This is a genomic window from Paraburkholderia nemoris (assembly GCF_905221015.1).
Lineage (GTDB): Bacteria > Pseudomonadota > Gammaproteobacteria > Burkholderiales > Burkholderiaceae > Paraburkholderia > Paraburkholderia nemoris.
This window is the reverse complement of record NZ_CAJNBO010000047.1, coordinates 1-13241: the sequence shown is the minus strand read 5'-3', so window position 1 is coordinate 13241 and position 13241 is coordinate 1. Positions and strand designations below refer to the sequence as shown.

At 62.0% G+C, this 13241-nt stretch carries 12 protein-coding genes and 2 pseudogenes; 2 read left to right on the top strand and 12 right to left on the bottom strand.

Annotated elements, in window-relative coordinates:
- Positions 1-622: 622 nt before the first annotated feature.
- Together KHO33_RS38775 and KHO33_RS38770 are read right to left on the bottom strand one after the other, a co-directional pair.
- Positions 623-964: a hypothetical protein gene (locus KHO33_RS38775; protein WP_200568232.1), complete on the bottom strand. Its 342-nt coding sequence runs from the start codon at positions 962-964 to the stop codon at positions 623-625.
- A 90-nt stretch (positions 965-1054) separates the two neighbouring features.
- The gene (locus KHO33_RS38770) at positions 1055-1264 is read right to left on the bottom strand and encodes a hypothetical protein (protein WP_200568231.1); all 210 of its coding nucleotides are present in this window, start codon (positions 1262-1264) and stop codon (positions 1055-1057) included.
- Between the two features lie 568 nt (positions 1265-1832).
- Here KHO33_RS38770 and KHO33_RS38765 point away from each other — a divergent pair.
- On the top strand, positions 1833-2189 hold the full coding sequence (locus tag KHO33_RS38765) for a hypothetical protein (protein WP_200568230.1): 357 nt from the start codon (positions 1833-1835) through the stop codon (positions 2187-2189).
- A gap of 173 nt (positions 2190-2362) precedes the next feature.
- Here the strand turns inward: KHO33_RS38765 and KHO33_RS38760 are convergent, their stop codons facing one another.
- The 7 genes and pseudogenes from KHO33_RS38760 to KHO33_RS38730 all read right to left on the bottom strand — a co-directional run bounded on the left by KHO33_RS38760 (position 2363) and on the right by KHO33_RS38730 (position 10754).
- Complete coding sequence (locus tag KHO33_RS38760) at positions 2363-2743, bottom strand: hypothetical protein (protein WP_200568229.1); 381 nt, start codon at positions 2741-2743, stop codon at positions 2363-2365.
- Positions 2744-2838: 95 nt separating this feature from the next.
- Positions 2839-3183: a hypothetical protein gene (locus tag KHO33_RS38755; protein ID WP_200568228.1), complete on the bottom strand. Its 345-nt coding sequence runs from the start codon at positions 3181-3183 to the stop codon at positions 2839-2841.
- Between the two features lie 5 nt (positions 3184-3188).
- Entirely contained in the window at positions 3189-3653 is a 465-nt protein-coding gene (locus KHO33_RS38750) for a hypothetical protein (protein WP_200568227.1), read from the bottom strand.
- A 25-nt stretch (positions 3654-3678) separates the two neighbouring features.
- Entirely contained in the window at positions 3679-4095 is a 417-nt protein-coding gene (locus KHO33_RS38745; RefSeq protein WP_234480925.1) for a DUF2917 domain-containing protein, read from the bottom strand.
- Between the two features lie 2052 nt (positions 4096-6147).
- Positions 6148-6855: pseudogene (locus KHO33_RS38740) on the bottom strand (IS630 family transposase); the annotation flags it as partial.
- A 241-nt stretch (positions 6856-7096) separates the two neighbouring features.
- Positions 7097-8402: pseudogene (locus KHO33_RS38735) on the bottom strand (IS1182 family transposase).
- Between the two features lie 387 nt (positions 8403-8789).
- Positions 8790-10754, bottom strand: a complete 1965-nt coding sequence (locus KHO33_RS38730; protein ID WP_200568224.1) for a kelch repeat-containing protein — start codon at positions 10752-10754, stop codon at positions 8790-8792.
- 419 nt (positions 10755-11173) lie between these two features.
- Here KHO33_RS38730 and KHO33_RS38725 point away from each other — a divergent pair, with 419 nt between their 5' ends.
- Positions 11174-11923, top strand: a complete 750-nt coding sequence (locus KHO33_RS38725; protein ID WP_234480924.1) for a hypothetical protein — start codon at positions 11174-11176, stop codon at positions 11921-11923.
- Positions 11924-12011: 88 nt separating this feature from the next.
- Here the strand turns inward: KHO33_RS38725 and KHO33_RS38720 are convergent, their stop codons facing one another.
- The 3 genes from KHO33_RS38720 to KHO33_RS42430 all read right to left on the bottom strand — a co-directional run bounded on the left by KHO33_RS38720 (position 12012) and on the right by KHO33_RS42430 (position 13096).
- Positions 12012-12392, bottom strand: a complete 381-nt coding sequence (locus KHO33_RS38720) for a hypothetical protein (protein ID WP_200568223.1) — start codon at positions 12390-12392, stop codon at positions 12012-12014.
- An 84-nt stretch (positions 12393-12476) separates the two neighbouring features.
- Positions 12477-12758 (bottom strand): S49 family peptidase, encoded by a 282-nt coding sequence (locus KHO33_RS42435; protein ID WP_236074823.1) that lies wholly within the window; start codon positions 12756-12758, stop codon positions 12477-12479.
- On the bottom strand, positions 12755-13096 hold the full coding sequence (locus KHO33_RS42430; RefSeq protein ID WP_234480922.1) for a Clp protease/crotonase-like domain-containing protein: 342 nt from the start codon (positions 13094-13096) through the stop codon (positions 12755-12757). The genes KHO33_RS42435 and KHO33_RS42430 overlap by 4 nt, the downstream gene beginning before the upstream one ends.
- Positions 13097-13241 lie beyond the last annotated feature (145 nt).

The window sequence follows — 13241 nt, the reverse complement described above, 5'->3', positions numbered from 1 at the left end:
TTGATCGCACGGGGCCGTCCTGCCCGAAGCAATGGAATCCACGAAGCCGCTGTTCGGCACATACCGCAGAGGCTCGTGCTGGAAGCGCCGGGCCGCCAGTGTCTAGGCGTTCCGGATTCGCCTGCCGCAGTTGGTCCAGCAGCAGTTGAGTTGCCGGGAAGCCGTCGATGGAGGCGTCGCACAGCGCCACGCGCTGCTCGGGGGTTAGATGCATGCATGGCTGCCCGGTAAACTCCCTGCCGTGACTGCTCGTGTGTAGCAGGCGCACACAGCATGTGCGCTGTGAAAAGGTGAGCGTCTGTTCCGCAAAGTCGTGTTCTCATCAGAACCGTCGCGGCAGCAGACATTCGCTATCGCACAAAAAAGCCGCGCCATGTGCTTCGATACACGGTTTCATATTGCTGCACCTGCGTTTTTCGACGGCAGATATGAGGGGACGCTGAAGTACCACAATCCCGGCGTGAAGCGTGACGACACGATCCGCGACCGGACAGTATTCGAGGTATGAAACGGCGGCGCATCTGCTCATGGCTTTTCGCGGTCAGGCGCTGCGTGGGCTGCGCAACGCCGAACGTCGGCCCCGTCTGCTTTGCGTCGATGGGAGCCGACGCGGCCTCCGGCTTCATTGGTCGGCATCACCGTACGCTGATTCAGTATTTTCAGGGGCAGTGACGAAGACGTTCGTGCGCGACACAATCACCTTACCCAGCCGGTACAAGGTCATCCTGCGACCCAGGCAGGCTTTCTTCCGGACATCCAGCGCGCGGAGATCAACGAGTTCTTCGACGGCACGCCTCAATTCCGGCAGCGAGAGACCGGACTCCTTCGCGGCGGCATATGCCGAAAAAGACTTGTAGGTCCATGTATTCAGTACCCTCGTGAGCACGACCGCCAGCGTGAATGCTGCGTCGCTAGCTCCCGTGCGGCCCAGTTCCGTCACGAACGCCTGATGCAGCGGCGACATCAGGCGCCAGTGCCTGTTCAGCCGTTCAACGTTGAGTTGTCCTATTTCCATTTTGTCTGTACAAAATTCGGTAGCTTGTCTACGCGCGCTTCACTCATACTCGTCCGCGCTGAGAAGCGATACTGCGACCATCGTCCCAACCAGCACTCCGGCCAGCATGCCACCGATGGCACCGTTCGTTTCGACCTGCACACCACCGGCAGCAGCACCCAGGAACATGCAAACACCTATGAGACCAAAGTGAAATCGCTCGAATCGCACGGAAAATCCCTCTTTCTTAGTTAAGGTCCATTTCGACATTCAGAACGGCGCGGTTGCCTGGAATCCCGCCGTCACCCTTGCGGCCGGAAAATCCGACGGCTTGTAGAGCAGCGTGCAATCACAACCCGGAACTGGCCATGCGGCGGGTTACCTGGCCGTTCAGCCGTCGGCATCATAGCGCCGGCGCAGGCCGGGATTTTTTGTCATGCGCAGCCGGAAGCAGTTGGGACACCAGTGGCCGAGGCGAACAACCGTGTTAGGCGTTGACGCCCAGACGTGGCCGAGGCCACATTGCCACACCAGCTTGACCTTGCTGCCGAGATACTCTTCGCTCAGACACCGCCCACCTCTCTCGTGTGCGACCTCCAACATCCGCCCGATGGTCAGTATCGTCTTTCTGTTCGCACAGCATCCGCACCACGAACCGCGCAGCACGCGGTTGCCGACGGCCGTCCATTCGTGTCCAGCTGCGCAGTGGAACCGGTATTTCGCCCTGAGACCCGCGTAGGCATCGTCCAGGCACTGCCCGCTGTGTGATACGGGGACGCGCAAAGCACATACGACACCAACTGCCCTGCACAATCGTGCTTCCCTGATTGCGCCAGCGATGACCGATGGCGCATTCCCACAGGTAGCTGGCCCTCATGCCAATGTACGTATCGGCCAGACACTTTCCACCACGGGTGGCGGCAACACTCCGCAGGCGTTCGAGTCCATCGGCAAAGGTCTGCTGCTGCACGCGCTGCGCAAGCGCGCACGCCGGGCAGCCCCGGCCGCGGATGATATTGCCGGCACCGGTTTCCCACGTGTGACCGTACAGGCACGTGAAGCGCTGCCGCACGCTCAGGCCCAGAAGCCTTCTCTCGTGGCAGATGAAACCGTGCTGCCGCAGCATGTCGAGAAAGCGCCCCTGCACCTCGCCCCGGACGCACTGCAGGCAAGGTGGCGGTGCCGCGCATCATGACCGTCGCAATGCGAATGAACTCATGGCCGTGCGCGCACCGGAAGAGATACGGCTGCAGTCGACGCTGCCACTCCGTGTCCAGCAAGGCGAGGCCACGAGCGGCGGCGGCGTCCGCGAGCCGCGCGAATGCGTCGTCGTTCGTGGCGCGCGTGCGCCGCTTCAGGTTCGTCACTTCACTCATCCGGCTCACTGTCGTCTTTGCCGTTCGCGCGGCCCGACAGCGGCCGGCGGCTCGCCATGCACATTTCGCGGAAGCGGCGGTGCTCCGCGTCATAGCCCTGCAGCACGCCCTGCGGCAGGGTGTTGCTGCGCTCCGCCCGCTCACGCTCATGCCGGATGTCTTCGTCGGTGCGCAGGCGGTAGGCAGCCCGCTTGCCGTCGCGCAACTCTTTCACCGAGCCCTTCGCCACGCACGCCGACAGCATCCGCTGCGCTTCGGGAGGGCCGATGCCGATGAGCCGCGCAATCTGCACCAGGGTGTACGTCGTGTCGGGTGTCATGCACGCCAGTACCTTCGCCGGCGTGATGACCAGCCTCTGTTCTCCTTTCGCCATTTCCGCTCCTCACGGCGGCAGGCCGAGCTTCTGCAGTTCCTGCACAATGAACTCGGCGGCAATCCGGTTGTAGGCGGCAGGCAATATCATGAAGACTATGTTCGCTGAAACAAACTGCCGAGATAAACACCAGCCTGGGACAATGGCTTGAGATACCGATGTCCTCCGAGTGTCCCGATTGTGCCGCCCCACATGCCCTGTAATTGCTCAAGCGAACTCCAGCCGGAATCGGTTTTTGATCCCAAAGACTCAAAATACGTAGCGAGGACCATTCGCTCGTGCCGGAACATTTCCGAACCCGGTGGCATCGGCGTAACGTCGGTTTTAAGCAGAGACCGCAATATGTTGTTATTGGTATTCTCCTTGAGTACGGTTTCACGTACCGCCAGACCAGAAACGTCTTCTCTTGTCAAGTTGAATTCCCAGAGCGGTAGGGTCATGCCGGTTAGATCGGCATGAAAACCCTGCGGTAGTTTCCCGAAAATCTGGCAATCAGTGCTGAGATCGTTGGGTCCAGAAAACGTGCCGTGAATGCACCTTCGTCGGTTACGTACAGGTCTTCGCGATATTCTGGTGTGTACGATCCGAGAATCGTGCTGGTCATTTCGCCAAATTTCGTCTCCGCTGATGTATTCACGTAGAACTGACTGCGAACAGTCGCACTAATCCTGAATGCATTATCAGCGACAAACTGGTAGTAGCCCGAACCGCGGCCATTGATGAAAATGCTGCCGAAGAAACTGGCCGACGCATCCGGCATACCCGCCGGATTGTCCGCGCCGGGTGCCTGGGCATCGTCCACGGCTGATGTCGCGCTGCTGCTCCCGCCACCACCGGGACAGCCGGTCAACACCATCACAACGGCTATCATGGCCATACCGGTTCGGGCCGTCCCATTGTCGAATTGCATTCTCTGAAACGTGCTGATGTCGGCATTATTCCGTTTCCGGATCCTGTTTCACCGCTACCTGATTTCGGTGAATCGAGCCCGTGGCCAGCGGGAATTTCCCGGCGAAAGGTTGACTGTTTGCCGCGGCAGCAAACCAGCGGCTCACGAGGTTGCGACGAACCGGTAGATTGCGAGTCAGCGAGAGGAAAGCAGCGACGTCGCCATCGTTGCAGATCCAGACGCGCTCGCCACGCTGCAGCAGCAGTTCACTTGCAGGCGACAACCAGTGGTCATATGGGGAACGGATCCGCGTTACCCGGATCCTTGCGCCCAGCACGCGCAAGGTAGCGCCGGCGTTCACACGCCACGACAAGGTGGCGCCTGGATTCACCGCGAATTGGACGACCACTTCAGGCAATCGCTCGCCTTGCGGACCAGCGGAACCGCGAGAATCATCAGCCATGAATTGCGGACCTGCTTGACCCATCCTGTGCTCCGTCATTTAAATCCGCGCCATTGCCGCAGCCCAACCGTACGCAATCCGACATGCCTTGCACTACCCGCCCCTGTCGAAAGACAACTGACAGAGCGAATAGAGCGTTCCGGGACGCGTCCAGCTATCTGACCGGCAAGAAAGCGCAGGCTCACAAAAAACACCCCGGCACCTGTGCGGGGCAGCCGGGGTTGAACGAGTGTATCGGCAGGGGTCCCGGGGAGAACGCATCTGCCTGGTTCCATACGTAGATCTGGCTCATTGTTGGACCAGCTGCCAGATCGCCGAACCAGTCTAGCGGTACGCACTGCGCAATACGATCAGATTGGTCTGATTTTCCAGGCCTCATTTTTCAGATTTTTTGACTTCCATCTGCTCGAGTTCCTTCGTAGCCCGCCGTGACAGGATGCGTGGCATGGTCGCCCACTGCGGATGCTCTGGGAGTATCGTGACCAGATACGATGGATGCGGGATGTCGTCGCAACGGCTCGGGCGCCCTCCGGCACTCATGCAACCACGATCAGCGAGTCTGGCCTTGAAATCGTTCCTTCTGGTTGGGGTTGTCGGCCTGCTGCTGGCCGTCGCCGTGATCGCGGCGGCCACTGGCGCGATATTGATCTGCTGGGGCTGAGGATCGCCGGGTGCCCAGCCGGAGCCGGAAGATTCGTTTGCAGCCACTTTTCTGGAATGCCTTGGATTTTTCGCTGGATGAAGTAGGATGCGCTCCGCGCCGCCCATCAGTAAAAGCGAGGGTTTTACCACTTCCCAGGCAAGCTCAGCCAGTGGTTCCGCGCTGAGTCAAACGCCTCGCATGACTCCAGCCGCCCACCCGAGGATAGCGTGCCCAGATGTCGCAGGGACTGCACCCTGAACGATTCCATCACTTCGTGCCGACGTGGATGGGTCGTCAGCAATGCCTGGAGAACCATGCCTTGAGCGCAGACATGTGCACGCAGCGTTCGAAGCTGCCTTTCGATTTGATCGGCGCCTGCGCACTCATCCGAATCGCGAAGCAGCGCATCGGGTCCGATCAGTGTTTCCTCACGCGGCCCGGAGCCGGTTTTCGACGGTCCGCTCGCGCCGTAGTCTGGCCCGGACCGCCGCGCCCGCGGCGTCATCAACGCAACGATACCCATGATCCGCCCCCCCTGAACCAGGGTGCGGCGCTGCGGGGTGTCGCTCCGGCGGGCTTCGAGCGCGCTCAGCGTGGCCCACAGTGCGTCAACGGTCCGATGCGCGGTTTCATCGCGTGGCCTGTCGGTCGTGGAATCATGCATGGCTCGGCGTCAACGGGATCGATCGTTGATGGATGCGGCGAACGGTGCCGCCGCATGATGACGAAGTCATGCCCTGTCGGGAGGCACGGCTCACCATAATTTTATGCGAAGGGCCGGCGGCCATCGGCATCGTTCGTCCAGATGCGCGAGAATCTCGGCAATGGTGGTGTTGCGCGGTTGCCACTGCACCGGACGGAATATCCTCCGGTCGCGCTTTCAGTTGATGATATCGAAAGTCAGGAAGTCGCGTATTTACCGTCGTCCGGCGCGTTGATCGGGGATCAGGTCAACTGCCTCGCCGCACCCTCCTGCCGGCTTCGGATGATCCGAAGGGGGCCTCATGAGAACGCTGGTGATCGTGATGATCGGTGCTTTGATACAACTGGTTGCAGGTTTTTTCGACACCTGAAATTGGCTGGCAGCCTTTGTCGGCCTGGCTCTTGCCTCCATGATCAAATTCGCTCGACTCCCGATCCTTTGGGAGTCTAGATGGCGAAAAACCAGCTGCGGCATGGGATTCCAGTGGAACTAACCGATGCACTGTTCGACGAATTTGTCTTGCCTCTTCTCACACGTGGGCGTCGTGGACCGGTGCCCAGATTGCCCTTGTGCAAGATCTTCAACTACATCCTGAAGGTGCTCTATCTGGGCTGCCAATGGAAAGCGCTGCCAATCGACAAGGACCCGGCTGGTCTGCCTGAAATCCACCCCGCCAGTCTCTACCGCATCTTCCGGCGCTGGACAGCCGGTGACGCGGCTTGCAGGTGGCCAGCACCGCTCCGTTGAGCACGTTCAGGGCCGCAAACAGCGTAGTGGTGCCGTGACGGACATAGTCATGCGTGACGCCCTCCACGTAACCGAAGCCCATCGGCAGCATAGGCTGCGTACGCTCAAGCGCCTGGCATTGGCTTTTCTCGTCCACACACAGCACCAGCGCGTTCTCCGGAGGGCTCAGGTACAGGCCGACCACGTCGCGCAGTTTCTCGATGAAGAACGGGTCGGTCGACAGTTTGAAGCTTTCGCTGCGGTGCGGCTGGAGGCCCAGCAGTTTGAAGTATCGATGGACGCTGGTCGCAGAGATTGTCGTCTCCGCAGCAATTGTGCGTACGCTCCAATGCGTGGAGCCGTCGGCAGGCTTGGTATGCAACGTCTTGTGGATCAACTCGGCCACCCGCTCGTCATCGATCGTGCGAGGCTTGCCGGGCCGGACTTCGTCGTACAGACCGTTGATGCGCTGTTCAAGGAACCGGGCACGCCATCTACCCACCGTGGCACGTGTGAGTTGCAAGCGCCTGGCAATTTCGCTATTTGGTTCGCCAGCGGCCGCAGCCAGGACAATGCGTGCCCGTGTAACCAGCGCAGCCGGAATCGAGCGCGAACGCGCCATCGAAGCAAGTTGCGATTGTTCGGCATCGCTCAACGTCAACTCCACCTTCGGTCGTCCCATTGGCATGCTGGTATCTCCAGTTCCGTTGATACCAACATCCTACGCAAACATAGTTCAGCTAACAACGGAACAGGACACTAGGAGGCCGTCGGAGTTGAGGTAACGTCTGAGTGAGAAGCTGAGTTCGTGACTCGGATCGCGCCGGTCTGCTGACTTCACATCAGGCGCCAAACACGATGAAAGGAATTTGACATTGAATGAGGGGCAATCGGGGCGTTGGAGCCGCGCAAGGCGCTTCCTTATCGTCCTACGCGCCTCGTAATACGCTCATCCGCTTGATGTTCCACGCGAGCGCGACCAGCGACCATTCCGCCGTGACATTGGACAACCCGCGCAGCGAGAACTGCCGGAATCCCATCACGGGCTTGATGATGCAGAACACCGGTTCGACGGTCTTCTTGCGCAAGCCGTACAGTACGCGCCCCGCCTTCGTCTTGAGTCGGTGTGTCATCCTGACGACCGGGTCTGCGCTCTCAGGTGGCGCCGGATCGCGATCAGCGGCTCGATATCCGCCGCCTCGCAGAGGGCGACGTTGGCCGCACTGAAGTAGCCCGCATCCGCCAGCAGCACCTCAGGCTGACCCAATGGCTCGGGCAGCCCCCCAGCATGTCGAGCATCGGCGCGACTTGGCGCTTGTCGTTGCGTTGCTGGGTCACCGTCGTGCCCACGATCAACATCGTCTCGACATCCACCGCCGCCTGCCCGTTGTAGCCTTGCTCGAAGCCGCCACTGGACGCCGGCATGATGCGTGACTCTTCGTCCGTGAGGTTGATCTGATCACGTTCCCTGGCACCGCCTTGCGGCGGCTTCGGGTCCTTGCCACGCGGCTTCTTGCCATCTTTGCGCTGCGCCTCGCGACGCGCCACCTTGGCTTCGTACTCCTTCTGCTCGTCCTCGAACCGCTCCTGTGCCCGCGCCTCGATCTTCGCCTTCGCTTCGGCCAACGCCTTCAGTCGCGCTTCGCGTCGCGCGAGCTCAGCCGGCACATCCATCCCGTCTGGCACACCGTTGCGGTCCGCGTTCTCGGCCATTCCCATCAACTGCTGCAGTTCTTCATGCAACAGCGCTTCGATCCGGCCGATGTGCCCGTACGACAGCGCGCGGTGCTTGCTTGCGTCCGCCTTCACCTTGGTGCCGTCCAGCGCAATCCGGCCCAGCTTGACCAGTTTCATCTCCTTCGCGACCAGCAGCACCTGCACAAACAGCTTCTCTATTTGGCTCGCAAACCGCTTGCGAAAGGTGGCCAGCGTGTCTTGGTCTGGATGCGTGTTCGCCGCAATGTAGCGGAATGCCACCGAGTCATAGGTCGCTCGCTCGAGCTTGCGGCTCGAGAACACGCCCGTCGCATACCCGTACACCAGCAACCCCAGCAGCACCTCGGGGTGATGCGCCGCCATGCCTCGTCCCGCATACGCCCCACTCAGCTCCGAGAGGTCCATCTGCGCGACGACTTCCACCACGAACCGCCCCAGATGGTCTTCCGGCAACCAGTCCTCCACCGACGGGGGCAACAGATAACCGGTCTGACGATCAACGGGCACGAAGCGACTCATTTATGGGCTCTCAGCGAACTTGCTGATTCATTAACGCCCAATGCACCCGCCGGATGACCGCCTTCAGCGGAAACTCCGACAAACTCCTAGATGCGCCGGTTCCGGGATGTCTGGAGCTACGCCAGCGATGCTGCTGCATAGACGCGATGTTCGTCGCGCAGGACAAGCCGCTACGGGCTACGCCCTTCGCGGCTTGTCCTGCGCAACCGGCGCGGACATCCGTGCCGTAAAATGCTGTTCCCTTTAATGATCAACCATTCGCAACAACTCCGTCCGCTCCAGGCTTACTTCAGTTTGGAAAGTACTTACCTCACGGTCTTACCGCAACAAAACCCGGCGCGCGTAATCACGCTCAGCCTCTGCTCCTCTCCTGACCACGCCTTCGCATTACGGAACATACAGTTCCGCTGTGTTCAGAAAGATGGTGTTGCTGTCTCCTCCCATGATGAGCACCTTGCCATCGAGCAGCAGGACGGCATCGTGACGTTCGCGCTCGGTGTTCATCGAGCCTGTTTGGGTCCACGTTCCGGTAGCGGGGTCGTAGAGCTCCGTCGCGCTCAGAACGGAGTTACCTGCCCCCCCTCTCCCCCCCGTGACGAGCACCTTGCCATCGGGCAGCAGGGTCGCCGTGTGCCAGACGCGAGCATCGTTCATTGAGCCGGTTGGGGCCCACGTGCCGGTAGCGGGGTCATAGAGCTCCGCCGTGCTCCCGCCGCCTTGCCCCCCGGCGACGAGCACCTTGCCGTCGGGCAGCAGGGTCGCCGTGTGAAAGTAGCGCGCATCGTTCATTGAGCCGGTTGGGGCCCACGTGCCGGTAGCGGGGTCGTAGAGCTCCGCCGCGCTCAGAAGGGAGGCGATGCCTTGCCCCCCGGCGACGAGCACCTTGCCATCGGGCAGCAGGGTCGCCGTGTGCAAGAAGCGAGCATCGTTCATTGAACCGGTTGGGGTCCACGTGCCGGTAGCAGGGTCGTAGAGCTCAGCCGTGTTCCGAGGGGTGGAGGTGATGTCGCTGCCCCCCGCGACGAGCACCTTGCCATCGGGTAGCAGGGTCGCGGTGTGACCGGTGCGAACATCGTTCATTGAGCCGGCTGGAGTCCACGTGCCGGTAGCGGGGTCGTAGAGCTCCGCCGCGCTCAGAATGGAGCCGCTGGTGCTTGTCCCCCCGGCGACGAGCACCTTGCCATCGGGTAGCAGGGTCGCGGTGTGACTGCTGCGAACATCGTTCATTGAGCCGGTTGGAGTCCACGCGCCGGTGCCGGGATCGTAAAGATCCGCCGTGTTCAGAACGGAGCCGCCGCCGTTGTTGCCCCCCGCGACGAGCACCTTGCCATCGGGCAGCACAGTCGCGGTATAGAAGATGCGAGGGCTGCTCATTGAGCCGGTTGGCACCCACGTGCCGGGCGGTACGACGGTAATGCTGACGACGGCCGAGACCGCGCCTGTGACGTTGCTGCCGGTCACGGTGTAGCTGGCGGCAGGCTGCGTGCCTTGTGGCGTGCCGGCGATGGTGCCATCGTTGGCGTCGATGCTCAGCCCCTGGGGCAGCGCCGGCGTCACGCCGAAGGCGCTGATGGCACCGCCCGTGCTCTGCGGCAGGTTGGGCAGGATAGGCTCGCCTGCGGCGTACAGCGCGAGCGGTTCCCGGTAGCTCAGCGAGAGCGGGGCAACTGGCGGCGGGGCGGTGACGCTGATCTGCAGTACGGTACTCGCAGCGCCGGCGGTGTTGCTGGCGGTCACCGTGTTGCTGGCCTGCGCGCTGACCAGGGTGGGCGTGCCACTAATGATTCCCGTGACGGGGTCGATGGCGAGCCCTGCAGGCAGCGCGGGTTGCACGGCATAAGTGACATCGCCGCCCTGGACGGTGGGTTCGTTAGGTGGAATGGGTTGACCGACGGTGTAGACGGCACTCTGACTCGCATAGCCCAGGTTCGAGGGGGGCACTCCCGGGCTCCCTGGGGGCACAGCTGGCGCCGTCACGGAGATCACCAGCCCCGCTGTGGCGACGCCTGCGGTGCTGCTGCCGGTGACCGTATATAGGGTCACCTCAGACAGCGCCTGGGGGGTGCCACTGATCACGCCGGTTGCCGCGTTGATCTGCAGGCCGGTTGGTAGCGCCGGCGTGATCGCGTACTGTGTGATCGGGCTGCCGCTGCTGGTAGGGGTGTTGGGTTCGATCTGGGTCCCCAGTTGGTAGACGACCTCATTGCGGTTGTAGTGCAGTCCCGCAGGCGGGGCACTCGCGCCGGCACTGCCGCCGGTACCGAGGCTGCTATGACAGGCGCCTAGGCCAAGCAGGACCAGGACACCCAGGGCCTGCAGCCCGCGCACGCTCCACCGCTTTGTCGTCTTCATCGCTTCCACCTCGCTGCCACAAGTGACGGCCGTCACTTTCCCTACGTGCCTTTTATCAGACTAGGTTTCGCGCGACACTTCCGCTATTGGACCTTGGTCGCATTGACTCATCAGAATTGCAACTCGCGCTGACCTGTTGCCTCACGTAGCTTGCTACCCGCCGGATTGTCCGGCGGGAGCGGCACGAGGTGACGAGGCAAATCAGCATGACGACACGCAAGGAGTTGGTCGCCGCATTGCAATTGCGGTATAGAAGCCCGACGTTCGGTGACCGGATCAGGATTCTCGACGAGTTCGTAGCTCTGACCGGATAACACCGCAAGCACGCCATCCGGCTGCTGCGGGAGCAGTCCGGCGCGGCAAAGGGGGCGCGCGAGCGCAACCGGTTATACGACGAGGCGGTACGCCAGGCGCTGACAGTGTTGTGGGAAGCAGCCGACCGGGTTTGCGGCGAGCGCCTGAAGGCGTTGATCCCGAAACTGGTTGATGCCATGGAACGGCACGGCCATCTCGAGCTGGATCCGGTCATCAAGGCCGAACTCCTTGAGGTCAGCGCGGCGACCATCGATCGCATGCTGGCCAATGCGCGTTTGCAGATCGACGGGCAGCGCAAACGCCGCAAGGGTGTGGGCTCGGCCATCCGGCGCAGCATCCCGGTGCGTACCTTCGCCGACTGGCGCGATCCGCCGCCAGGCTTCTTCGAGATCGACATGGTCGAACACTGCGGCGGCTCGAAGACCGACGGCGAGTTCGTCCACACGCTGACGTTGACCGATATCGCCAGCGGCTGGACAGAATGCGTGGCCAAGCGTACGCGCAACCAGATGCTGGTCATAGAAGCGTTTGACAAGGTGGCCGCCGATCGGCCATTCGCGATGCGTGGAGTGGATTCGGATAACGACACCGCATTCATGAACCAGAGCGTCTTCGACTACTGCACCGTCATCGACGAGACAAAGAACAGCTTCACCAGCCGGCACGACTTCGCGGTCGTGATCAGACTGCCCCAGTTTCTTCTGTTGCTCGCGAGCCTTCTCCGAACCCTCAGTTCGCTCAGTCGCCGGTTGGTAATGGCTGCCCGGCCGTGTAAAGACACCATCGTTCAATCCTTCCATTCACAATTATCAGACACGCTGCGCCACCGTCAGTCGGGCCAGTGCCTCCGCTAGTGTCCGGTCGGAGAAATGCCGCAGCGCTTCCTGCGCAAGCTCAAACGTCAGGCCACACGTGTTGCCTTCTACCAGAGGGACGAACAGATCAACGTCGCGCGTGAAGCGGCGCATGGCTGCGCATTTCCTTCTCGTCATCCTCGTCGTTGGCTTGCTCTTCCTCGCCTTCATCGTCGGCGCGGCCACGCTTTGCCTTGCGCCCGCCTTTGCCCTTACCGCTGTCGTCGTCGGGCTTGTCATCGTCGTCGCGTTCGTCGTCCTTATCGTCCCGGTTGTCGCTGTTGTCTTCCGCACGCCTGGCCTTTCGGCCTTTCTTCGTGCTGTCCTCGCGGTCGCGTTCGGCGGGTGCGTCCCGGTCGTCGTCATCTTCGGCGCGTCGCGCGTCGTCGTCGCGCCGGTCGTCACCGGCGGCACGCGCGGCCATGCCCGTGAGATGGGCAAAGGACAGCGCCTTTGCCGCCTTGCTCATTGCGAATTCCATTTCATCCCTCGCTTTTCAGTTACTGCCGTTCCAGTTCTTCGAGCCGCGCGCGCAGCGCCGCATCAGGTGCCATCACAGCATCCGCAAGACCGATGGCCACGCCCGCACAGCCCCTAGAAACGTCGTGCCCTGCGTGCCTCGTACCTTGGCAGCGCTCAGCCCGCGATTGCGCGCGACCGTCGCGACGAACAGCTCGCCCACCGCGTCCACGTCCGCCTTGATGCGTGCATACGCTTCATCCGCAAGCGGCTGGAACTCGTTACCATCCGCCTTGCGCTCGCCGTAGGTGATCAGCGTCACGGTGAGGCCCGCGTCGGTGAGGGCCTTCGACCAATCGACGTGCGCGATAATCACGCCGACGCTGCCGGTCCCGCCTGTACGCGGCAGATCCGCTCGCATGCCGACGTGAGCGAGTACGCGGCTGAATACGCCGACTCGGTGAAAATCACCCAGGCAGGTTTCTGTCCGCGCGCGGCGTAGATCGCATCGGCGAGATCAAAGCAGCCGGCGACTTCACCGCCTGGGCGGTCCATGTCAAGTACGATTGCGCGCACCGCGTCATGAGCCAGTGCCATGCTCAGGTTCGCGCGGATGCCGTCGTAACCGGTCATGCCTGAGTAGGGCCGCAACGTGCCCAGCTTCTGTACGAGCGCCCTGTCCGGGGACGATCGCGATCCCCTGGACGACTTCATAGGCGCGCTCCTGCGCATGCTCGTGCGTGGCGAATTCGCCGTCGAGCATCACGACTTCGCCGCCCGAATGGAAGAGCCGCGGGCGGCCCCCACCCTGGGCCGCGCGCGGCCCAGAATTTATAGAAATTGCCACGCGGTAAAGCCC

Excerpts from the sequence above, each read along its gene's own strand:
- KHO33_RS38775 (WP_200568232.1), bottom strand. The coding sequence starts at position 964 with ATGTCGCCGCTGCATCAGGCGTTCGTGACGGAACTGGGCCGCACGGGA.
- KHO33_RS38770 (WP_200568231.1), bottom strand. The coding sequence starts at position 1,264 with ATGTCGAAATGGACCTTAACTAAGAAAGAGGGATTTTCCGTGCGATTC.
- KHO33_RS38765 (WP_200568230.1), top strand. The coding sequence starts at position 1,833 with ATGACCGATGGCGCATTCCCACAGGTAGCTGGCCCTCATGCCAATGTA.
- KHO33_RS38760 (WP_200568229.1), bottom strand. The coding sequence starts at position 2,743 with ATGGCGAAAGGAGAACAGAGGCTGGTCATCACGCCGGCGAAGGTACTG.
- KHO33_RS38755 (WP_200568228.1), bottom strand. The coding sequence starts at position 3,183 with ATGACCCTACCGCTCTGGGAATTCAACTTGACAAGAGAAGACGTTTCT.
- KHO33_RS38750 (WP_200568227.1), bottom strand. The coding sequence starts at position 3,653 with ATGCAATTCGACAATGGGACGGCCCGAACCGGTATGGCCATGATAGCC.
- KHO33_RS38745 (WP_234480925.1), bottom strand. The coding sequence starts at position 4,095 with ATGGCTGATGATTCTCGCGGTTCCGCTGGTCCGCAAGGCGAGCGATTG.
- KHO33_RS38730 (WP_200568224.1), bottom strand. The coding sequence starts at position 10,754 with ATGAAGACGACAAAGCGGTGGAGCGTGCGCGGGCTGCAGGCCCTGGGT.
- KHO33_RS38720 (WP_200568223.1), bottom strand. The coding sequence starts at position 12,392 with ATGAGCAAGGCGGCAAAGGCGCTGTCCTTTGCCCATCTCACGGGCATG.
- KHO33_RS42430 (WP_234480922.1), bottom strand. The coding sequence starts at position 13,096 with ATGAAGTCGTCCAGGGGATCGCGATCGTCCCCGGACAGGGCGCTCGTA.